At 36.7% G+C, this 23365-nt stretch carries 22 protein-coding genes; 11 read left to right on the top strand and 11 right to left on the bottom strand.

Going from position 1 to position 23365, the window contains the following annotated elements; genetic code table 11:
- Positions 1-659 precede the first annotated feature (659 nt).
- The gene (locus M1F05_RS09905; RefSeq protein WP_206086002.1) at positions 660-1817 is read left to right on the top strand and encodes an iron-containing alcohol dehydrogenase; all 1158 of its coding nucleotides are present in this window, start codon (positions 660-662) and stop codon (positions 1815-1817) included.
- Positions 1818-2128: 311 nt separating this feature from the next.
- Positions 2129-3319: an efflux MFS transporter YdeE gene (ydeE, locus tag M1F05_RS09900; protein WP_206086001.1), complete on the top strand. Its 1191-nt coding sequence runs from the start codon at positions 2129-2131 to the stop codon at positions 3317-3319.
- 34 nt (positions 3320-3353) lie between these two features.
- Here ydeE and M1F05_RS09895 read toward each other — a convergent pair whose 3' ends face one another.
- A complete protein-coding gene (locus M1F05_RS09895; protein ID WP_206086000.1) occupies positions 3354-4499 on the bottom strand; it encodes an MFS transporter in 1146 nt (381 codons plus the stop codon).
- 536 nt (positions 4500-5035) lie between these two features.
- Here M1F05_RS09895 and M1F05_RS09890 point away from each other — a divergent pair.
- Positions 5036-6277, top strand: coding sequence for an MFS transporter (locus M1F05_RS09890; RefSeq protein ID WP_206084371.1), 1242 nt, complete (start codon positions 5036-5038; stop codon positions 6275-6277).
- Positions 6278-6336: 59 nt separating this feature from the next.
- On the opposite strand, the gene M1F05_RS09885 is transcribed toward M1F05_RS09890, so the two are convergent.
- The gene (locus tag M1F05_RS09885; RefSeq protein ID WP_206084369.1) at positions 6337-7743 is read right to left on the bottom strand and encodes a PLP-dependent aminotransferase family protein; all 1407 of its coding nucleotides are present in this window, start codon (positions 7741-7743) and stop codon (positions 6337-6339) included.
- Between the two features lie 152 nt (positions 7744-7895).
- On the opposite strand from M1F05_RS09885, the gene M1F05_RS09880 reads away from it, so the two are divergent.
- A complete protein-coding gene (locus M1F05_RS09880; protein ID WP_206091093.1) occupies positions 7896-8033 on the top strand; it encodes a hypothetical protein in 138 nt (45 codons plus the stop codon).
- Between the two features lie 210 nt (positions 8034-8243).
- Here the strand turns inward: M1F05_RS09880 and ada are convergent, their stop codons facing one another.
- The 3 genes from ada to M1F05_RS09865 all read right to left on the bottom strand — a co-directional run bounded on the left by ada (position 8244) and on the right by M1F05_RS09865 (position 11890).
- Complete coding sequence (gene ada / locus M1F05_RS09875; RefSeq protein WP_206084367.1) at positions 8244-9326, bottom strand: bifunctional DNA-binding transcriptional regulator/O6-methylguanine-DNA methyltransferase Ada; 1083 nt, start codon at positions 9324-9326, stop codon at positions 8244-8246.
- A gap of 86 nt (positions 9327-9412) precedes the next feature.
- Positions 9413-10627, bottom strand: a complete 1215-nt coding sequence (locus M1F05_RS09870) for an MFS transporter (protein WP_206084365.1) — start codon at positions 10625-10627, stop codon at positions 9413-9415.
- An 84-nt stretch (positions 10628-10711) separates the two neighbouring features.
- Positions 10712-11890: an MFS transporter gene (locus M1F05_RS09865; protein WP_206084363.1), complete on the bottom strand. Its 1179-nt coding sequence runs from the start codon at positions 11888-11890 to the stop codon at positions 10712-10714.
- A 116-nt stretch (positions 11891-12006) separates the two neighbouring features.
- Between M1F05_RS09865 and M1F05_RS09860 the strand changes: the two genes are divergently transcribed.
- Entirely contained in the window at positions 12007-12906 is a 900-nt protein-coding gene (locus M1F05_RS09860; protein WP_318826051.1) for a LysR family transcriptional regulator, read from the top strand.
- Here the strand turns inward: M1F05_RS09860 and M1F05_RS09855 are convergent.
- Positions 12903-13754, bottom strand: coding sequence for a helix-turn-helix domain-containing protein (locus M1F05_RS09855; protein WP_206084359.1), 852 nt, complete (start codon positions 13752-13754; stop codon positions 12903-12905). The two genes, M1F05_RS09860 and M1F05_RS09855, sit on opposite strands and share 4 nt — an antisense overlap.
- Before the next feature lie 144 nt (positions 13755-13898).
- Here M1F05_RS09855 and M1F05_RS09850 point away from each other — a divergent pair, with 144 nt between their 5' ends.
- The 4 genes from M1F05_RS09850 (at position 13899) to M1F05_RS09835 (ending at position 17704) form a co-directional block, all read left to right on the top strand.
- Entirely contained in the window at positions 13899-14441 is a 543-nt protein-coding gene (locus M1F05_RS09850) for a GNAT family N-acetyltransferase (RefSeq protein ID WP_206084357.1), read from the top strand.
- A 168-nt stretch (positions 14442-14609) separates the two neighbouring features.
- Positions 14610-16037 carry a Na+/H+ antiporter NhaC family protein gene (locus M1F05_RS09845; protein ID WP_318826050.1) on the top strand — a complete coding sequence of 476 codons (1428 nt, stop codon included), beginning with the start codon at positions 14610-14612 and terminating at the stop codon, positions 16035-16037.
- Positions 16038-16053: 16 nt separating this feature from the next.
- Entirely contained in the window at positions 16054-17040 is a 987-nt protein-coding gene (locus M1F05_RS09840) for a D-cysteine desulfhydrase (protein ID WP_206084348.1), read from the top strand.
- A 142-nt stretch (positions 17041-17182) separates the two neighbouring features.
- A complete protein-coding gene (locus M1F05_RS09835) occupies positions 17183-17704 on the top strand; it encodes a GNAT family N-acetyltransferase (protein ID WP_241016842.1) in 522 nt (173 codons plus the stop codon).
- 51 nt (positions 17705-17755) lie between these two features.
- On the opposite strand, the gene M1F05_RS09830 is transcribed toward M1F05_RS09835, so the two are convergent.
- Positions 17756-18670 carry a DMT family transporter gene (locus M1F05_RS09830; RefSeq protein ID WP_206084346.1) on the bottom strand — a complete coding sequence of 305 codons (915 nt, stop codon included), beginning with the start codon at positions 18668-18670 and terminating at the stop codon, positions 17756-17758.
- Between the two features lie 95 nt (positions 18671-18765).
- Here M1F05_RS09830 and M1F05_RS09825 point away from each other — a divergent pair, with 95 nt between their 5' ends.
- On the top strand, positions 18766-19632 hold the full coding sequence (locus M1F05_RS09825; RefSeq protein WP_206084344.1) for a LysR family transcriptional regulator: 867 nt from the start codon (positions 18766-18768) through the stop codon (positions 19630-19632).
- Here the strand turns inward: M1F05_RS09825 and yqfB are convergent.
- Complete coding sequence (gene yqfB / locus M1F05_RS09820) at positions 19629-19949, bottom strand: N(4)-acetylcytidine aminohydrolase (protein ID WP_206084342.1); 321 nt, start codon at positions 19947-19949, stop codon at positions 19629-19631. The genes M1F05_RS09825 and yqfB overlap by 4 nt on opposite strands.
- 175 nt (positions 19950-20124) lie before the next feature.
- Between yqfB and M1F05_RS09815 the strand changes: the two genes are divergently transcribed.
- Entirely contained in the window at positions 20125-20907 is a 783-nt protein-coding gene (locus M1F05_RS09815) for a GNAT family N-acetyltransferase (RefSeq protein WP_206084340.1), read from the top strand.
- 39 nt (positions 20908-20946) lie between these two features.
- Here M1F05_RS09815 and M1F05_RS09810 read toward each other — a convergent pair whose 3' ends face one another.
- From M1F05_RS09810 to M1F05_RS09800, 3 genes are all read right to left on the bottom strand, one after another.
- Positions 20947-21543 carry a LysE family translocator gene (locus M1F05_RS09810; protein ID WP_206084338.1) on the bottom strand — a complete coding sequence of 199 codons (597 nt, stop codon included), beginning with the start codon at positions 21541-21543 and terminating at the stop codon, positions 20947-20949.
- A gap of 25 nt (positions 21544-21568) precedes the next feature.
- Positions 21569-22492, bottom strand: coding sequence for an alpha/beta hydrolase family protein (locus M1F05_RS09805; RefSeq protein ID WP_206084336.1), 924 nt, complete (start codon positions 22490-22492; stop codon positions 21569-21571).
- Positions 22493-22569: 77 nt separating this feature from the next.
- Complete coding sequence (locus M1F05_RS09800) at positions 22570-23343, bottom strand: DeoR/GlpR family DNA-binding transcription regulator (protein ID WP_206084334.1); 774 nt, start codon at positions 23341-23343, stop codon at positions 22570-22572.
- Between the last annotated feature and the right edge of the window lie 22 nt (positions 23344-23365).

Raw genomic sequence — 23365 nt, 5'->3', positions numbered from 1 at the left:
TTTATTGTTCGCCCTTTTTCTGACTCGTAGTGATAACGTGTTGTGTTGCTGATATGATCTGGTGCTTCTCTGATAACGTATGCTTAAAATTCACGAGATAAATCGTATTTTCCCCACCCAAACTATAAATCGAATTCCAACCTAGTAAGTCACCGTTGATAATAAATACATTCTCTCTCTTTTCATCCACTAATAATCCATTAGCGCCATTGCTTATCAATACGTCATCACCACCTAATAAGTTTATTTAACTTTGCTTGGCGTACAAAACATTATATTCATATTGAGAACCATTATTTTCTTATATTCTACCTATAGTTATTGCTTTTAATTGATTAACCTCGTCCATTAGGTTAACCCATGAGTCTATATTTAACGTTTCCTCTAATTACTCCCCTGCTAATACTTTCATCTTAATTCCTTTTATTTAGTTGTGGAATCTTAAAGATAGCAAACAATAATTTACTAATGTGCCTTTTCTTTACTTTCAGGAGTAAATATTATAACAATGTAATTACTTAACTAAAAAATAATATACCAAAGCCATCAAATTGATAAACTCTAATATTATTAGAAGTTATACTATTTCTTGTTAATCTATCAAGTACGGTAACTTTTTTTGCCGTTTAACCAAGAAATTTTTCTATTAAGGCTTATATATGAATAACTTTGAGTTTTATAACCCGACACGCATCGTTTTTGGGGATGGAAAGATAAGTGAATTAGGCAGATTGATCCCTGAAAGTGCAAAAGTTCTCATTTTATTTGGCGGTGAAAGCGCACGTAAAACGGGCACATTAGATGAGGTTGAACGCGCTTTAGGTTCAAGACATTTTTCACTTTTTGGTGGGATAGAAGCTAATCCGCGCTATGAAACTCTCATCAAAGCGGTTGATAAAATAGAAAAGGAAGGCTTTGATTTTTTACTCGCTGTTGGCGGCGGCTCAGTGATTGATGGCGTAAAATTTGTTGCTGCGGCAGTTAACTATCCTGGTGACAAATGGGAAGTTGTTACAAAGGGCGGTACAACAATTCAAACTGCATTACCCTTTGGGACTGTATTAACCCTCCCCGCAACTGGCTCAGAAATGAATAAAGGCTCCGTAATTACACGTGAAGAATTACAGTCTAAGTTAGCCTTTATGAGTGATAAGGTTTTTCCACAGTTTTCAATTCTTGACCCAGTGAAAACCTACACACTCCCACCTCGCCAAATTAGTAATGGTGTAGTTGATGCATTCGTTCATGTTATTGAACAGTATTTAACCTATCCTGTGAATGCCTATGTTCAAGATTCTTTCGCAGAAGGTTTATTGAGAACGCTCATAGACATTGGCCCTAAAGCACTCGAAACCCCAAGAGATTATGACATCCGTGCAAATTTAATGTGGACAGCGACGTTAGCACTCAATGGCTTAATTGGTGTTGGTGTTCCACAAGATTGGTCTACTCACATGTTAGGCCATGAAATTACTGTGCTTTATGGTTTAGATCACGCACAAACACTCGCAATCGTGCTGCCATCAATGTTGCTTGAGAAATTGCCACAAAAACAAACAAAATTGGCACAATACGCTGAACGAGTGTGGGGGATCACAAACGGGAACGACCAAGAGAAAGCATTAAAATCGATTGAGTTAACCCGTCAGTTTTTCGAAGCCATGAATGTAGGCACACATTTTAGTGATTATCAGCTTTCATCCGATGTTATTGAGCCCCTAGTAAAAAGTTTAGAAGCACATAATATGGTTGAATTAGGCGAGCACCAAGACATCACCCTTGATGTAAGTCGTCGTGTCTATACTGCGGCACTGTAAGTTTAATGCCCGTTGATTAAATAGAGAGGTGTAGTTATACATCTTTCTATTTAAAAACAAGAAGAGCCTACCTAAATTATTCCCCCGACTTTAGTGCGATTTATTCTCAGCATATAACGTTTAATACGGTTTAACTGATTTCATATTACAATATATTTAATCGATAATGGCAGATTGATCTCCTCAAAATATTGTTTTCTATTTAGCGCATTATTGTCCATTTCTCATCGCACTGATTTTATGTATTTTATTACAATATCTTTTAGTTGAAACAAACAGTTAACAATAATAAAAATCCTAGGTCGTGTGTTATGTCAGCGAAATTCAGTATATCTAACAGTGCGTTACTTGCATCGTCTTTACTTCTGACCATTGGCCGTGGGGCAACACTACCATTTATGGCCATTTACCTAACCCGAGAGTATCAAATGGCAATTGATACTGTTGGGGTAGCTATGTCATTGGCGATGGTTGTTGGTGTGCTATTTAGCATGGCTTTTGGTATGCTCGCCGATAGGGTTGACAAAAAACGGTGTATGCTACTTGCTGTAGTTGCATTTATTGGCGGATTCATTGCTATTCCCCTCTCCAATAATGCCATTTTAGTGATCATATTTTTCTCCTTGATCAATTGTTCTTATTCTGTTTTTTCTACTGTTCTTAAAGCTTATTTTGCAGATACTCTGACCTTATCGTTAAAAGCTAAAGTCTTTTCCTTAAATTATACTTTTATCAATATCGGATGGACGATCGGTCCGCCTATTGGAACTTGGCTGTTAATGTACAGTATCAATTTGCCATTTTATTTGGCCGCTATCTCGGCAGCCTTCCCGATATTTTTCATTCAGCGATTTGTTCAAAGTATAAAACCTGCACAGCATCAGGATGGCGGTAAACGACCATGGAACCCAGCTGTAATGCTACATGACCGTGTACTTGCTTGGTTTATTTTATCAACATTCTTAGGGTCATTAGTTTTTGGGACGTTTACCACTTGGATTTCTCAATATGTTATTACGGTAGCAAATAGCGATTTTGCACAAGTCGTTATCGGCGTCATACTCCCTGTGAATGCGGTCGTTGTGGTAACGTTGCAATACACTGTCGGAAAACGGATCACCCCAGACAATTTGAAAAAGTTAATGACGTTAGGAAGTTTATTTTTCTTACTGGGTTTAGCCACTTTCATGTTTGCAGCAGAAAATCTCTATATTTGGGCTATTGGTGCTTTTCTTTTCACTTTAGGGGAACTGATTTATGCTCCAGGTGAATACATGTTGATTGATAGCATTGCCCCTGAAGGTATGAAAGCAAGTTATTTTTCAGCTCAATCGTTAGGTTTATTAGGTGGTGCTTTTAACCCAATGATGACTGGCGTAATTTTAACTGAATTACCCGCTTATTTTATCTTTATTATCTTGATGATAATTACTTTTTTAGCTTGGCTATCCATGTTAAATGGAATGAGATTGCGGCAAAACCAGTTGGATCATGTAGCCTAATCACTATCCTTGCTGCTTATCAGCAAGGATACTGCTATCTCATTGCTACTTTTACTCTTGTAATAAAAAATATTACTATACTAAATAATAGACTAATTAATATGGTAGACGTTAAAACACGGCCTTCAGAAATCAACCAAGAAAAAAGTGGGATAGCCAATAACAACACAATATTATTAAAGCTTTCTGAAATTGATAATATCAAACCTTTATTATTCACATTTAGTCTGGCAAGTAACGAAGTGCTGATAGGTGAAATTAAACCTAATAGTACGCCAAATCCAAACAAACAAAAACAATCACCTATTAATGTTAACCAATCACTAATAAAGAGAAGAATAATCATGAATAAAAGCCTAATTATTGCTAGCACCAGTGATAGTTCGGAAACCTTGTATGAAACGACTTTTGCAACAATACTATTACCTATTATTAAACCAATTCCAAATAACCCCATTAAACTACCAGTCATCGCACTGTTAAATTGATACCTGCTTCGTAATATTTCACCTGCCAGTAGAAATAGGCAAACAGTAATACCATTCCAAATTCCTTTAGCAATAATAAATTTACTGATCATTCCCTGCTTAAAAATATTGAATGAGCCTTGTTTTACCGTTGACGAAGCAACAGACGGCAAAACCTTAATGGAAATAAACAACACCAAAAGCCCTCCGACTGCCATAAATATAAATGGCATTCTCCATGAAAAATACTGTGTCATTACCCCTGCAAGAATTGGCCCTGTAATAATACCAAGCGTCATTCCCAGCATGACATATCCCATTGCAATGGCCTGTTTGTTTTCATCGATGACATCAGAAATAAAAGCAAACGTAATCGGCACTAAGGCAGCGGAAGCAACGCCACCAAAAACACGTAAAATAAGAGCTATCAAAAGATTAGGAGCAAACGTTATTGCAATACTATCAATTGAGATAAATAACATCGCAACGAGTAACATTTTGCGCTTATCCATTTTATCCGAAAAGAACCCGACAACAGGCGCAGCTAGCGCATATGAGAATGCATAAGCGGATATTAACCATGAAATCTGTAATGCTTGTACATTAAAAGCATTCGCTAATGGAAACATTATTGCGGAAAGCATAAATTCAGTTGCACCAACAAGGTATACCGATATTGCTAATACAAATAGTAAACAACGATGTGAAGTCATAGCATACTCTTTTAAGATTTTAAGTTAAAAAATAAGTTAGGCTTCAGAGAAGAGCCATTGTGGGATTATTAGATGATGATTCGATGAATGAAAAATATTTTAATAGGTAAGAGGTGTAACACTGAAATTGAATATCTGGGGGAATAAAAGAAACCAAGGAAAACAGAGGGGAGAAAGTAATAGAAATGTTTACTGATTAAACACTAAAATTGATTTTATTGCAATAGCAGATTAAAACATTGAGCATTAATAAACTATTCTTAATAGATTCTATATTTTATCTTTCGTTCACAGACACAATTGTACGACTTAGATGTAACAAGTTAAGTATTAATGGCGATTAAAAATCGACCATCTGCCTAACTAATTCATAAATAGCCATCTTTACATCAATAAACTGAGCAATACACTATCTTATAATGCAAAAACAATAATCAGATAAACGCATCTATTGTTGATTATGAAAAAAATGACATCAATCAGTTAAATTAACAATTGCATTTAAATATGTTTAGGTTAAATCAAGGTGTGCAGGCATGAGTATTACAACTCGATTAAAAATAGTTTCTTTCTTGCAATTCTTTATCTGGGGCTCATGGCTTGTCACGTTTGCCTCATACCTTTTTAATACACTCCATTTAAAGGGCGGTGAAATAGGATTAATATTCAGTACATTAGGAATATCTGCGTTATGTTCACCCATTATCATCGGGTTTATTGCCGATAAAATTAATAATAGAAAGTTAGTTTATGTTTCTACTCATTTTCTTTCTGCAATTTTTTTAATCGTCATGGCGCATAGTGATACAATCACTCTTTTATTTATTGCTACATTAATTCATTTAATGTTTTACATGCCAACCATTTCAATTTGTAATAGTATTGTGTTTGAAATGTTAGGTACACGAAAATTAGATTCAGAGATTCATTTTCCAAAAATCAGAGTTTATGGAACTGTCGGATTTATTGTCGCAATGTGGACAATTAGTTTATTAAAACTAGAAATGAGTTATTACCAGTTATATGTAGGGGCTGCCGCCTCAGTTGCTCTAGGTCTATTTTCTATATTTTTCATTACTACTAATAGTATCAATACTAAAAAAGCTGAGACATCTAACTTTAGTTGTCATAATATTATCTTGCTTTTTAAAAAAGGAAGAGTGGCAGTTTTTTTATTCTTTGCCATGCTATTAGGCTCTGTATTACAAATAACCAACACATTTGGTGTTCCATTTTTACAGGATATGGCATTAGCCCCCGAAGCCAGAGGCTCTATTTTCTCTGAATACCCCACTATCTTCTTGTCTATTTCACAATTTTCTGAAATTATTTTTATCTTATTGCTGCCTATTTTATTAAAAAGATTCAAAATCGAAACTATCTTACTTCTTAGCATGATTGCATGGATTTTACGATTAGGTTTATTTGCTTATGGTGATTTCACGGCAATAGGCACACTGGCCCTCTTCTTATCTATGATTGTATATGGTTGTGCATTTGATTTCTTTAATATCGCTGGCGCATTATTTTTGGAAAAAGAAATTGCCCCAGAATTTCGCTCCACTGCTCAGGGCGTTTTCACCACACTCGTTAATGGGTTTGGTACATTCTTAGGGGCGGTATTATGTGGCTGGGTTATTGAGCTCAATACCATTAATGGCGTTGTCGACTGGAAAACTTTCTGGATGGCCTTTACAGGGTATACAGCTGGTTTTACGCTTTTATATCTGATTTATATGTTAATCACTAAAAACCGTAAAACACAAATTGCTAGCTGATTAATCGTTTATTACCCCCCTATCTTACATAAGTTTAAGTCATAGGGGGGAGCACCAAATTATACACTTGTGACCTTTAATGCCTCACCCAAAATTTTAATCGCATTTCGCCTCCTCGCGATCAAAGGTAGCGCATAATTCACCCTCAAATGGTTAGAAAAGCAGTCACCTGTAGAAAAATGTTCTCCTGTTAATACTGTGACTTTATTGCGATGCAAAATATCCCGTAATTTACGGTTATCTACGGGTAAATGTTCCACCCAAAGTGAAAAACCGCCTTGTGGCCTCGATATTCGGGTATTTGCAGGGAAATGTGTTTCCACTAATTCCTTATATTGGCACTGAAGCTCACTGTAATGTTGACGCATTCGGCGTAAATGCAAAAAATAATGCCCTTCCTTTAGGAAATTAGCCATCACTTGTTGCATAAAAATTTCACCAGAACAATGGGATAAGTATTTTAAATGCAAAACTTTTTCTTTATATTTACCTGGAATTATCCAACCAGTACGTGTTCCTGGAGCAACCGTTTTCGAAAATGAACTACATAAAATTACATGCCCATTTCGATCCAGTGATTGAATCGTTGACGGCCGTGGGTATTGATACGCCAAACTCGCTAAACAATCATTTTCAATGACGGTTCCTTGATATTTTTCAACAATTTCGAGTAAACGCCGCTTGTTACTATCAGGCATAATACAACCCATCGGGTTATTACACGTTGGTGTCACCACCACTGCTTTCACATTCCAACACTCAAAAGCCTCTTCTAGCCTTTCAAGGTTTATACCTGTTTCAGGATCAATAGGAATTTCAATTATTTTTCTTCCTAAACCATACAATGTCTGTAATAGCCCTGGAAAAGTTGGCGACTCGACTGCAACAACATCATTCCCTTGTGTGCAAGCTTGCAAGGCAATAGATAACGATTGATGGCCACTTGTTGTCGTGACAACATCATCAGGCGTAAAAAGGTGGCGATCATCTGAAATTAAATAAATTTGTTCTCTTAATGCAGCAAGCCCTTGTAAATTATCATATTCAAGTGTCAGTGATTGCTTTCTACGTGTTACCATTGTCATTTCTTGCCACAATGGATCTAAACTTTTATCTTCAATATTTGGCACGGCACAAGACAAAGATGTTACACCTTCTCGTTCAGCAACACGTAAAAAATCCATGGTCGGATTCCATTGTGCGATCTGAACAGGTTTTTGAATATAATTCGCGACTTTCGGTAATAAAGATTCCGTTTTTTCGGGGATCACAAAGTACCCAGATTTAGGTACCGCATAAATGAGCTGCAGCCTTTCAAGTTCACGATAAGCAAGTTGCGCCGTGGTAATACTGACATCATGAGCTCTCCCAATGTCCCTCACTGATGGCAGCTTTTCACCACTAAGAAACTCTCCGCGCTTAATTTTTTCTTGCAACATTTGTGCAATTTGTTTGTACAGTAACACAGCAAAACCCTTTTCATTTTCCCCGTATGAATAATGTAATACAAAAATTAGTGCTTTTGATCTGTATTTTGCAAAAAATCATATCTGTCACTTTTTTATATTTTTCCTCCATGTAATTCTTAATAAAAATGAGCAGAACATTAGGATTACTTATGGAATATGAAAAAAACGTAAGGGGTAAACCATACCCAAATTTTATCTTATTACAGCCAATATTATGGTTATTTAAAAAACTAAATATGTTTATCAAAAAAAAAAGATATGAAAAATATAAAGGGCAAAAAATATAAATCAGCCATCCCCCATGTAAAGAATCTTGTTATCAAATTGATTTTTAAAGGATATAAAATGGGAGCCTCTCATTTTAATAAATAAAGATTATATTTATCTCTGTTATGAACAACTAAATGAGAGAATAAGAAAATATTAATATCGATTATGAATAATTTATTAAGGTGCTCCTTAATAAACTCGATTATTAACTTTGCACTTTAATCGAGTTACTCGCTGATTTTGGTTAAACTACCTTGTGCCTCTTTTAATAATAAGGCCTGTTTACGATCGATACCCCAGCGATAACCTGATAGTTCGCCATTATTTCTCACCACTCGGTGGCAAGGAATAGCCACCGCTAGCATATTTGCCCCACATGCACTCGCGACTGCTCTAACCGCTTTAGGGTTCCCTATTTTTTTTGCTATATCACTGTAGCTAACCGTTTTTCCAACAGGAATATCACGCAAGGCTTGCCATACACGCTGTTGGAATACAGTTCCTTGAATATCAAGCGGCAAATTAAAACCAATCTCTGGTGCTTCAATAAAACCAACAACGTCAGCAATAACTTGTTCGAAGTTGATATCACCACCGATTAATTCAGCATTTGGAAATTTATCTTGTAAATCATTAAGTAACTTTTCAGGATCGTCCCCAAGTAAAATTGCACATACGCCGATCAGACTTTGTGCAACCAATACTGTTCCTAATGAACATAAAGCAAGTGCAAAATAAATTTTGCTACCATTTCCACCTGATTTCCAAGCTCGTGGCGTCATGCCTAATCGCTGTGTTGATGTTTCATAAAAACGGCTATTTGATTGATACCCTGCATCATAAATTGCATCAGTAATACGCTCTTGTTCTTGCAGTTGAGCCTGCAATTTTTTATGCCGAAAAGCGTCCGCATAAGCTTTTGGCGTTAACCCCGTTTGTGATTTAAATAATCGATGAAAATGGTAACGACTGATCCCGACATAATCTGCCAATTCGGCCAGCGTTAACGTCTGGCTATTTTGCTCAATATAACGGCAAGCTTTTTCTATTTTCTGTTTATAAAATTGTGTTAATTGCGTTGCCTCTGTACGATGTCGTTTTCCTTGGCGATAACCTTGTGCAATCGCTTGGGCTTCATTATCAAAAAATTCAATATTTTCTCGTTTAGGCAAGCGCCCAGCCGCAGATGGATGGTTGTAAATAAGTGACGTTTTTACACCATAAACAAAATGGCCATCCGCTGTTTTATTTCTTTCAACAACTGCTTGCCAGCGCTGTTCTGGTGTTTTCCATATGTTTTTAATCGTCATGATAATGTCCTTTCCTAATTTAATAACGTCATTATGACGGATAAGCAACATAAAGAATCTCCGCAGCTTGCTTTTTAATTATGACATCAGCTGCTTATTGCAGGCATGGCTTTTAATGCCCGAACAGGTGACTGACTAATAATCCCTAATTGGATAGCAAAGAAAAAAACAGCTGCCCATAAACAATATTCTACACCCGATAATGTAGCAATAATTGCGGCTATGGCTGACCCCAATGGCCTAGCACCAAATGAAGTCGTTAACATCAATGCAGAAACGCGCCCAATCAGCAAATTGGGGGTCACCGACTGGCGTAATGAAACTGTGGATATCGTCCAAATAATTGGTCCAGCACCAAATAAAAAATAAGCAAAGCAAACTAAGTAAAATGATGAATTCCAGACAGTAAATAGCAAGGTTGTCGCACCGAATAAACCACAAACAGGCCCAAATATTACCAAAGTCCCATAGCTAAACTGCAAAGATAAGTGGCGTAGACCAAGTGCGCCAACAATCATTCCTATTCCGTAAACTGAAATCGCAATACCAATTTGCTGTGCTGAAAGTTTTAATACTGTCACTGCATATGCCGTAAAAACTCCCTGAATAATAAACCAGGCTGTATTAAAAAATAATGCCGTCAATAAAATAGGCTTTAAATACGGATTATGGAAAATATAGTCAGCACCTTCTTTTAATTGTTTTAATAGTGATGTTGAAACTAGCGTTTTCTTGTGCTCTTTGGGCAATTGAAAAATTAAAATTAAAGCAATCACCGATAAAATAATGGCGAAACTATAGGCAGATGACGCACCAATATAACCAACCAGTACACCACCTAGCGCAGGTCCCGCCGTATAAGATAAACTTCGAGCAAGTTCAATCCATCGATTCGCATTAATTAGGTGGTCTTTAGGGATCACGGCTGGAATATAGGCTGAAGTAGCAACACTGTAGATTACCGTACCAACAGCGCCAATAAATCCAAACAAAATTAATAATGCGAATGAAAGCAGCTTTGAAAATAATAACGCAAAAATCATTCCTAAAACGGCAATACGTATCGCTTCAGAGCATATCATTAGGTTGCGAGCACTATGTCGATCGGCAACAATACCAATAAATGGTGACACAATAAGAAAAGGCAATGTCTGCAACATTTGTAGCCAAGCTGTGTCACTGGCAGAGGCGTTTAGTATCAGTACAGCAACAAGAGGTGTTACCGCTAAAGCAATTTGCTCTGACATTTGAGCAAATAAATTTGAATAGGCAACTTTGCTAAAAATTTTATCTGAATTCATGTTTGGCCTTTCTTATTTGTTGAAGATTTTCTTCTACATTAAAGAAAGACCTTATATTTCGACTTTCCGTTTATTGCTTTTCGATTAGCCACAAACAATCTCAGTCTCAACTTTCGTATCAGATTTTTTGCGAAAAATAACAAGAATGACAACAATACCTAAAACAGCAACGAAAGTACCCATAAAACTAATCATTGAATAACTATAGCCATAGGATAATACCGCCCCACCAATCGCTGCACCAATCGCATTACCTAAGTTAAATGCACCAATATTAACGGAGGAAGCTAACGCCTGTGCACCTGTAGCTGCATTCATCACTAAAATTTGTATTGGTGGGACAATACCAAAACTAAAAATACTCCAGAACAATAAACCTAACCCTGCACCAACAGCATTAGTCGCTATGAATGGGAATATTGCCATACTTAACGCTAACATTAAGAAAAAGATGATCAGCGTGCCGAATAATGATTTATCTGCAAATAAACCACCTAAATAGTTACCCATTGTAAAACCCGCACCGATAATCACTAACATGATGGTAATCATTTGATCGGAAGCATCGATGAAATCCATCAGCATCGGAGTAATATAAGTATATAGGGTAAACATTGCACTTGCTCCTAATACTGTCGATAACATGCCTAACATCACTTGTGGTCGTCGTAAAATACGTAATTCGTTTTTAACGTTAACGTCTCGCCCTTGAAGGTTGTTGGGTAAAGCCCAAATTAAACTCGCAATGGTTAATAATCCAAGTGCGGCGATTAAATAAAATGCCTCCCGCCATCCCACGACTTGGGTTAATTTGGTCATGAGCGGAACACCACCAATATTGGCAATAGTTAATCCCATAAACATGGCTGCAATTGCACTAGCTTGCTTACTCGGTGGAACAACACTCGCGGCCACAATGGCCCCTAACCCAAAAAATGCACCATGGTTTAAGCTAGTAATAAAACGTGAAATTGATAAGGTCACCAAATCGGGAGACATTGCTGAAAGTAAATTTCCTACCGTAAAAATAGACATTAAGAATACCAATGCCACTTTCGGTTTTCTCTTCACCAGTAATAATGTCATGATTGGAGCACCTATCATCACACCAAGGGCATAAATAACAACTATTGACCCAACGGATGGAATATCAACCTGAATATTATCAGCAATATAAGGTAACATTCCCATTGGGGAAAATTCAGTTGCTCCAATAGCAAAAGCGCCTACTGCTAGTGCCAACAGTGCAGTGTTAATTCTCATTTTTTCAGCCTTATTGAAATAAATTATTAACATTTATTAATGGGCTGAATTTTTCCATATTGAAAGCCAATGAAAAAGACGCTAAGGTGAAAATAACTTTTGCTGGAAATGCAATAATGAAAATAACCTTTGAAGAACTTCAAGCTTTTATCAGTGTCGTTGACTCTGGTTCTATTACTTCAGCTGCCGAACAATTAAACATGACCATTTCAACGGTAAGCCGGGCATTACTTAGGCTTGAAGAAAAAATGGATACAACGTTACTTTACCGAACAACACGTTCGATCAAGCTCAGTGATGAAGGCACCACATTTTTGCAAAAAGCGCGAGAGATTATTGATCTCGCTCACGAGGCAGAAGAAATGCTATCTATCCGCCAAGCCATCCCTTCCGGTAAGCTACGTATTGATGCCTCAACCCCTTTTTTGACACATGTAATTGCCCCGCTGATCCCGTTATTCCATGAGCGTTACCCACAAGTTGAACTTGAAATTCATAATTATGAAGGTGTCACTAATTTATTAGAAAATCGAATTGATGTGGCTTTTCGCATTGGCGTACTAAAAGACTCATCACTCAATGCCACCTTATTAGGTTTTAGTCAAAAGCGATTAGTAGCCAGCCCTGCTTATTTAGCAAAGTATGGTGTGCCACAAAATAGCAACGAATTAAAAAAACACTGTTTACTGGGCTTTACTCAACCCGACTCACTGAATATTTGGCCCGTAAAAAATGCAAATGAAGATTTACTTAAAATTAAACCCAATATTGCAGGGACAAGTGGTGAAGTCTTATTCCACCTCGCAATTCAAGGCGCTGGAATTTTATGCTCTGCCGATTTTGTAACCATGGACGCATTTGCCAGTGGTCAATTGGTGCAAGTTTTAGAAAAAGAAACCGTAGTTATTCGCCAGCCCATTAATGCCGTTTATTACCGAAACCAAGCGGTATCACCTCGCCTACGGTGTTTTATTGATTTTATAAAGAAATATTCAACCAAAATAGAGCCTCTCTAGCTTTTCCCCGTTTTAAACCTTACTCCTTTTTTAAATTCTGTCAGCGTTATTCCTGTATGACGTTTAAAGTAACGACATAAATACGAGGTATCTTCGAAATTAACTTCATCTGCTATTTCCTTTATTGATAATTTGCCAATCTCGAGTAATGCTTTTATTTCTAAAATAACTTGTCTATCTATCAACGCCTTTGGTGGATCATTAAAAAAGCTTTGGCTAATTTTTGATAAATAAAATGGGGTTATCGATAATCTTTCAGCATAAAATTTAACCTCTTTATGCTGTTTACAATGCCGTGTGATTAAGCCCCAAAAACGCCAACAAAGTTGCTCTTGTCTATTTCGTTTTTCAGGTTTAACTAAAATCGTTTTAGCACCATTACTGATTTCCAAAAACAAATTTTGCAAATGGTTTTTCAATTGTAATTGCCAATATTCTCCACGTTCAATCGCTATTGAAAACATGATTTTTTTCCAATAATCAAACAACTCATGCTTTTCTATAGGGATTTGAATAATAGGATAGTCATTAAAAAATGCAAATAACTGTTGAGGCAGCGAATAAGCAATAGAGGTGGCAAGTTTTTTATCAATTAACAAATATTCAAGGTTAAAACATCGTGATTTTGCTTGTAGCATGGCAAAGGTATCATCATATAAAACAATCAGGTCATTTTTTTGTACTCGGTACTGTCTAAAATTAATATTAAAAATCGCGCAGCCTTGCAAACAAATGCAAACTGTTACGTATGATGAAGATAATTGTTTTTTCTGCATTTTATCCATATTGGTCACGCCAATGCGGAGCGCTTCTGGAATATTAATCAAACATGTTTGTATGCTTAACATCACGTTTGTCCCTCTTAGCAAACAGTGCCTCAGTCCACAATGGTTGTCATAAGTACCTAAAATGGGCAACTTTACCTCTTAAATATTACTCATTAATACCTAAAATACACGCATTAATTAATTCCATCATTAAGAGGAAAACAGATGGTACTTTATACAGAACGACTGATTTTACGTCCATGGCAAGAAACGGATGCTGATGATCTATATTTTTATGCAAAAGACGAAAGAATAGGCCCAGTTGCTGGTTGGCCTGCACATCAAAGCGTTGAAGAAAGTCGTATGATTATTAAAGAGATTTTCATGCGCGATGAAGTTTATGCCGTTACTTTAAAAGAAGACAAGCGCGCAATTGGCCTAATCGGATTATCTTTAAGCCATGAAAGTAATTTCCCTATAGGGGATAATGATGCTGAAGTCAGCTATTGGATCGGCGTACCATTTTGGGGTAAAGGATTGATACCTGAATCTATTAAAGAAATTATTCGCCATGGATTCATAGACCTAAAATTAGATAATCTATGGTGTGGCTATTTTCAAGGCAATGAACAATCAAAAATTGCACAAGAAAAATGTGGTTTTAAATATTACAAAACCTTGGCACCTCAATTTATTAAGTTAATTGGCGAAACAAAAACTGAAGAAATAAGCCGACTTACAAAACAAGAATGGCTTTCATTACTGTAATGTTTAAGAGAATAAGGCCATCTTACTGAATGCCTTATTCTTTTTTATTGTCACAACACATTTCTAAACGCACAAACATATTCTACCCTTTACCAATTAATGCTATGATTTTTCGATAATTATAAAGTCAAAAATTTAAATTTTTATATAGGATTAACAGGTAAACACATGCACGACTATGGTATTTGGACAGTAATCACCCCTATTGTGACAATTATATTGGCAATACTCACCCGCCAAGTAATGCTTTCCCTAATGTTAGGAATACTTGTAGGTTTTACGGTTATTAATGATCACAACGTTCTTTTAGGTGTTAAAGGCACCGTTGATGGTATTATTAACACCTTTTCATCCGCAGGAAATACTCGCACTATTGTTTTTATGGTGATGATTGGTGGAATTATGCGGTTGGTTGTTGTTACTGGGGGTGTTAGAGCCCTCGTTCAATTATTGACAAATAAAACTCGGTTAATCAAAAACCGTACAGCAACACAATTACTGGCTATTGTGATTACCTCCCTCATATTTATTGAAAGCTCCATTAACCAATTAGTTGCAGGTGCTTCTACCAAAAATTTGGCACGTCAATATGGCGTCGCACCAGAAAAAATGTCTTATCTAATTCAAACTGCATGCGTTTCGATTTGTTCTTCCGCCATTATTAATGGCTGGGGAGCCGTTATCATGGGATTAATTGGCGTACAAATTTCACAAGGGTTAATTACAGGTGAGCCTTTTGATATTTTAATTACCTCTATTGGTTATAACCTGATGGCTTGGTTATCCCTCGGTACGATTTTAATCTATGTCTTCACGAATTTTTCATGGGGACCGATGAAAAAAGCGGAAGACAAGTATCAACAAGCGTTTATTGCTGGAAATATTTCAACATCTAATGTTCAAGACAATGAAGAAGAGATTATCAATCATCCAAATGCTCACTCTTCGCTAAATTTCTTTATTCCTATTTTATCCACTGTATTAATGGTGCCTATCGCTCTTTATATCACTGGTGATGGCGATTTTAGTAAAGGTAGTGGCTCAACCTCTGTTTACTGGGGAGTAATGTTTGGTACTACTGTGTCATTTTGTTGGTTCATTGGTCGTCGTCTATTAAATATCGATAGTTTTTTTAAAGAGTTATTTATTGGTTATGCCAACATGCTAAAAATAAGCTCTATTATGATTTTGGCATTCTTAATGGGCGATGTTTCTGCTGAACTCAATACCGGTGCTTATATTGCTGAAGTTACCCAAGGGGTAATGGCACCTGGTTTTTCCATTGGCTTTATTTTTATTATTAGCGCAATTATGTCGTTAGCAACAGGTACATCGTGGGGAACATTTGCAATTATGATCCCAATTGGTGTGCAATTAGGCTTATCAGTAGGAATGCCTGTAGAGTATATGATTGGCGCTGCGATTTCAGGCTCAATATTTGGTGATATGACGTCGCCTATTTCTGCAGATGCTATTGTGGCTTCGATGGCAACAGATTGTGAGCATATTGAACATATTCGCACACAAATGCCTTATGCATTAGTGACGGCCAGTGTCGTGCTTGCTATTTACCTTTATCTTGGTTTTACCCACTAATTACACGGAAATTTAGATGTCAATTCAACAAACACTACGCCAATTTGAAAAAGTTGATTTATTAAAAACCTCAACACCACTTCATCGTCTTGATAACTTGTCGAAAAGGTTTGGCCGTGAAATTTATATTAAGCGTGATGACATGACCCCTCTCGCTATGGGTGGGAATAAATTACGTAAGCTTGAATTTCTTATGGCAGATGCACTAGCAAAAAATGCAAAGATTATTGTTACTGCGGGTGCAATTCAATCAAACCACGTTAGACAAACCGCGGCAGTTGCTGCTATGTATGGTTTGGAATGTGTGGCCTTATTAGAAAATCCAATTCAAAGCAATGACACAAATTTCCTGCATAATGGTAATAAGTTATTGACGGATTTATTTGGTGCGCGCTGTGTTATGTGCGATGAATTAACTGATCCACAAGCCCAAATGGAAGAACTCATTACATCACAGTCACTTCGTGATGCCTATATTGTGCCTGTTGGTGGCTCTAATGCTTTAGGCGCATTAGGTTATATTCAATGTGCAGTAGAAATTGCTGGGCAGAAACCAGAAAACATTGAGTTTGATAAAGTCATCGTTGCCTCAGGTAGTGCTGGCACACATGCAGGTCTTGCTATTGGATTAAAAGAATTGTTACCTCGAAGCCAAGTCATTGGAGTGACAGTCTCAAGAAAGCAGCAAGACCAAGCCCCTAAAGTTGAAAAGCTACAGAATGAATTAGCCCAGCTATTAGCCTTGAATCAAGTGCCTGACGTCATTTTATGGGATAGCTTTTTTGCTCCCATGTACGGGATGCCTAACCAGCAAGGTCTTGCAGCGATTGCACTTCTTGCTCAGCAAGAAGGCATATTACTGGACCCTGTATATACTGGAAAAGCTATGGCGGGTTTAATTGACTATTTAGAAAACTCAGCCGAAAAAACACCTGTGTTGTTTGTTCATACTGGCGGTGCACAAGCCTTGTTTGCTTATGCAGATATTAGCCAAACAATTTAATCACTCCAGTTTATCCCCAAGGGCATTTTTGCCCTTTTCTTTTACCTAATATTTTCATTATATTCTTTGTATCAAAAATCCTCTGATAAGCTCATTTTTATTAATGGATATCAATCCACCTAGTAGACATAGAGACAGCGCAATGACACCAATGCCTATCACACTCAAATTAGCCAGTGAACAAGATACATTAACCCTCCATGAAATTGGTATGCAAAGCTATATGCACCATTTTGCGGTGCTCTGGAATAATAAAGATGAGTTATTTGAATACTTAAATCAGGAATACAGTGCTGATAAAATCATCCATGATATTAGCCAGACAAACATAGAGTGGTATGTTATTGAATCCGAGTCTCCTATAGGGTTAGTGAAGCTCACACATCAAGAAAAAATACCCGATACTCAAGTCGTTGGAACGTTATTAAATAAACTCTATTTTTTACCCTCAGCGACAGGAAAAGGTTATGGGAAATTAACCTTCAAAATGATTGAAAATATAGCCATAAATAAAGGCTCTAACGCACTCTGGTTAGATGTGCTTGCCAGTAATTCTCGGGCAATCCAGTTATACCAATCGAATGGGCTGCAAATCTTCAAGGAAATTTTATTTAAAAGTAAATCCCAACAAACCCTTGAGTACATTATGTACAAAACTCTTTAGTTTAGAATATAAAATCAGTTGCTCTACACATACTGGCGAGCAACTCAGTTTTTACTGTTTCTTATTCGTTATCATTATCCCCAGTATGATGAATACCCCACCAATGATAATCATTGAACTCATTTTTTCATTAAGAAAAAGCGTACCAATAATAACAGCACTTAACGGATTAAGCGCAATGAATGATCCTGCTCCCGCAGCCCCTAGTTGTGCAACACCTTGGTAATACCATACATAAGCAATAGCTGACCCTAAGACACCTAAATAACTTAAACTGATTAAGTCGCCCACAGATAACAAAGACAGCGCCCCAAAATTCATTTCTTGTGTATAAACAGATGTAAGGACTAATAAGATAGTGCCAAACAAAACCGCATAAGTCACAGTATGTAATGCCCCTATTTCTTGGATAACGTTTTTACCTGCGACGGTATATATCCCCCAGCTAATCACACAACCTAAAATAGCTAAATCACCGCTACTGACCACAACCCCATCTGAGTCTGGTGTTTTATCAGACAATAAGATAATTGCACCTATTACGCAAAAACTGATTCCAATGCCTTTTTTAATTGAAATTTTCTCTTTCCATAGAATAAATGAAATTAATGCAATCATTGCAGGGTTAATTGCGACTAATAAAGCGGCTCGTGACGCAGGAATAATTTGTAACCCATAGAAAAATAAAATTTGATAAATAAATACCCCACTCGCCCCCAACACTATAATTTGGCAAAATTGCTTCACTGAAATGCGTTTCCAACCAATACGGCCAATAAACAAAACTAAAATTAATGAAAGGCTAGCAAAAAGAAAACGTAATGTTGCAGACAATAAAGGGGAGATCTCAGGTTGGATAACTCTACCCGCAATAAATGTACCTCCCCAAATAACTGAAACAAACACCATTTGAATGACAATAATATTTAGTGAGCGCTTTTTTGCTATCGTTACTGTGTTTTGCATTTTGTTCTCTCAGCGATAAAGATAAATCTTGTTAATTTCTTTCCCACTGATAAGCTAACCCTAATCTAACATCATAAACTAATGAGTGTTTACTCATGACATTAACGCAACTTGAAATCTTTACCATCGTAGCTGAATTAAGAAGTTTTACTTTAGCGGCAATGAAACTAAATATTTCCCAGCCCGCCGTTTCTCACGCGATAAAATCCTTAGAGAAAGATCTCAATGTTATGCTATTCACTCGTGAGCAAAATCAAACAACATTAACTGAAATAGGTAAAACACTGTTATTGCATTCTCACCATATGCTAAATATCCAAGAAGCTATAAAACAAGAAGCTCTTGCATCCAATGGTTTACAAGCAGGTGTTTTACGGATTGGTTCTTTTGGCCCTGGGTCATCATTAAACTTATTGCCACCACTTTTAGCCCAATTTCGCCAAAAATACCCGCTGATTAATATTGTGGTTGATGAAGGTGATGACGAAACTGTCGCTCAGTGGTTACAAGAAAAGCGTATTGATATCGGTGTAGTTGTGTTACCTGATGAACGGTTTGATACTTTTAAAGTAAAAGACGACCAAATGGTGGCAATTCTCCCTCAAAATCATCCATTGACAAACCTACCAAGTATTTCATTGAAAGAATTGTGCAAATACCCTTTTAATTTAACGCAGGCAGGGTCTGGGAAACTCGTGTTAGATTTATTTCATGCACAAAAGCTGACACCAAGAATCCAATTTAAAACGCGGCAATTACTTAGTACATTTGCTTTAGTTGCTCGCGGTGATGCTGTTTCAATTGTTGCACAGCTTGCAATTCCAGATTACATTCAAAATATTGTTGTAAAGCCACTAGACCCGCCAGTTAAACGCAATATCGCCTTTGCTGTTAATGATAAAAGCCAACTGTCACCCGCGACAAAGGCTTTTATTCAAATTGCTAAAAAAACGTATGGTTAATTTAATAACCGATAGGTAATCACATATAAAGATTGCTCTGTCGGATAAATTTCTTTAATGAGCTTTTTCAATGTATCTAATGTCATTGCTTCTTGTTCTGCATGGTACTCAGAAATATCATCGTAGAAAATAGGCTCAACAGAGAGTATTTCAATTTCGGTATAATATTTCCCTGTCTCAAGCGCATATACCTTAACGGTTGTGTTTGGTACGTAATGGCTTTCACTTTTATCACGGATTGTGATTACCTTTTTTCCAGATACCACCAATGGCAGTAATCGCTCAAAAAACGTAATTGTATCTGGTGCATCATTCATAATTTTTCCCTAAATTTTATTAAAAGACCTATTGAAAACACATTTTCTTATAACATCGCCAAAATGCAACCAAATGGTTGTTTTCGTGCTGTGGCTTGCCTTTACTCTACTGTTGGAGCAAGGCTTTCTATACAATTATGTCTGAACATAATTAAAAACAAACTGGATATCAATAATGAATAATAACGAAACCTTATTTTACCAACAAGAAGAACATTTTTGGTCTGCTATTTGTTCCGACACTTTAAAGATTAGTGAAAATACTATTAGCTATTTTTCTGAACTCAATTTACCTATTTTCAATTTTATATACCTGCATCAAGGTACTAATCTTAGCGAATTTGAAAAGGCAGAAAATACATTTAAGCAACAATCTAAACCTTATATATTAGTTGTTCATCAAGACGAACTGACCCAATTTGAGCAAGAAATTAAGAAGCGAGGTTTCATTGCAGATGGCGAGTCTACAGCAATGATTTTACCAAAGTCCGCACTGTCTTTATTTAAGGAGCCACCATCAATTGAGACTGGCTACCGAATTGAGCAATGTAATGAACGGTTGAGTGATTGGGCACAGCCGTTGATTACCGCATTTCCTGCAGATTCCGATGATGAGGAAGAGGACGACATCGTCATTAATGAATATATTCGTTACCACCAAAGGGCATTAGACAAACAAACCAATATGATGCATTTTGTCTTATTTTCTGGTGAGCAACCTGTATCTACCTTAACTTTAACAGTAAATGATAAAACTGCACGGTTGGATGATATTGGCACTGATATTCAATTTCAGGGAAAAGGATTTGCGACAATACTTATCAAACACGCATTAGCAGTTTGCAACCAGCAAGGTCTTGAACAGTGCGTATTAGAGGCATCATCAGACGGGCTTTCAATCTACAAAAAACTGGGTTTTGAGCCTATTTTTAGCTACTTAAGTTTTATTGCGGAATAAATATTTAGCGTGTACCTGAGCCATAAAGGTACATGCTATTTAAAATAAATACGGCGTGAGTGTAATCAGTAACAGCAATATACCACCACCAATATTAATATATTTTCTCAGTGTATTAATTTGAATTGATGAGGAAAAGACAATAAGGCTTCCACATGATACCGCCAACCAAGCCGCCATCATCAATACATGTATACTAGATAAAACCAGAAAACTGATTAGAGAAGGGTCTGTGCCAACAAAGTTTGATACCACCACTAAATATAAAACAATTGCCTTGGGATTAAGTAGATTGGCTAAATACGCATCTTTAACCGTAACTGTCCTTATCACATTATTTGCTGCACTTTTACCTACTTTTAAACCTGTGTTAATTAATGTGATAGACAAATAAACTAAATATAATGTTCCTAAAATACCGATTGAACGCATTGCCCATGGATAAGAGGCTAGAATTTTTGATAGACCAATACCAACTAATAAGCCATGAGTCAATATCCCTAACCCAGTCCCAATGATTGGAACAAGTAGCCCTTTCATTCCTTGAGTTAATGTACTATTCAGCGCAATTGCAAAGCTTGCCCCTGGGGAAACAATGATTGGAAGCAACGTCACTATAAAACCCAGTATATCCACAGATACAAACCTTATATTTCGTTATCTATTTTAATCCAGCATTGCTGTACCAATTTTGAATATCTTTCACAATCATCTCTGTGTGCAATTGCCCTTTATTATCCTTAAAGAAGTGATCGAGTTTTTCATATTTTTTAAAATTAACTGATGGGTTATTCGTTTGGCTCATCATTCTTTCTGTGCTGTAAGCATCGACATTCGTGTCTGCCATAGTTTGAATAACCAAATGCGGCGTTTTAATTGCCTGCACTAATTTCAAGTTATCAATCGTCAGCATTTCATACCACCAGCGTGGCCCATGACCACTGACAAACTGGTCATCATTTAATTGTTTATGCTTTGCCGCCTGCGCAAATTGATTAAAGCCCTCTAATGAATTAGCGACATCTTCCTTTGGCGTATTATTTTTAATGCTATAAAGCACATCATCGATAAAATATTGCCCACCCACATTTAGCGCAATGGATGCCGAAATAAAGTCGCCTTTAGCTGCAATTAAATGCGTGACTAACGCCCCTTCACTACCCCCTAATAAGATAATATGTTGATAATCTTTTTTGAGTTGTTTTAATACCGCCACATAATTATCCGCTCGCTCAATAGGAGAATCTTGAGACATATATTCTACAGGGCAATCTTCTTCTGACGCTTCTTCACCGTCTGCGCCGACTAAACTATTCAACCCTGTTTTCTCAACTAATAAAATATCGTTTCTGGGAAAAACTGCACCAAAGTTTTTAACCATATTGGGGTTATTTACCACGCTTTTGCAATCTGAACCCTGCAATAAAACTAGCAAATCTTGCGATTTGTTATCACCTTTTTGAATAACGTAATAATGAATTTCTTTACCATCATTGAGTAAGGTTTGTTTTTGATATGAGCTAGGTGCAGCAAGTACACTAAATGAACAAAAAGAAGTTAAAAGTACAGTCAGTTTAATTGTCATAGGGAAACCATGAGTTATTTTTATTCGCCATTATATAAAATAAGGTTATTAGGTTGGTTCTTATCATGCTCCACTTGTTAATCTGTCATCACTATTTTTAGTGAAGTCTCTGCAAATAATTCAACGATATTTGAGTTCAAATTCTTATCCATTACCAAAATAGATATTTGATCGCAGTTTGCAATTGTGTAGCGGGCAACACCTGGTAACTTATCTGCAGTAACCCCCATAATGACTTGGTTACTACGCTCAATGAGTGTTTTTTTTAACTCAGCTTCCTCATAGTCAAAAATAGTCACCCCCATCTGTGGATCTAAAGCGCAGCCACCAATAAAACATTGGTCAAAATGAATATGAGCAATTTGGTTAACTGCCGATGTATCAATGCTGGCACCAATTTCACGATTTAATTTCCCACCAATTAAAATCACTTCGCAAAGCGGCCTTTTCATTGATTCAATTGCAATGGCGGGAGAGTTTGTCACCACGGTAAACGCAATATGCGCGGGTAAATTGCGTGCAATTTCTAGATTCGTTGAGCCTGTATCAATAAATACACACGCCCCTTGTTTAATTAACAAGCTACAGGCCTGTGCAATTTTAATTTTCTCCGCTTGATTTTGCTCGATTCTTTGCTCGAACGAGCCTAATTCATCAAGCATACTCACCGCTCCGCCATGTACTCGACGACAAACGCCTTCTTGAGCTAATTCATTTAAATCCCTACGAATTGTATGTTCAGAAACCTGCATATTACGGGCAAGGATAGTACAAATTACTCGCCCTTGCTCACGTAACAATTGGCGAATTTTATTTTGTCTTTGCTCTGGAAAAGCTGCATAATCGAGCATATAGTACCTCTTAATTATTTTA

This window comes from Providencia sp. PROV252, assembly GCF_033676005.1.
In the GTDB taxonomy this organism is placed as follows: Bacteria; Pseudomonadota; Gammaproteobacteria; order Enterobacterales; family Enterobacteriaceae; genus Providencia; species Providencia vermicola.
The sequence above is the reverse complement of the archived record's forward strand: the minus strand, read 5'-3'. Positions and strand labels throughout refer to the sequence as shown.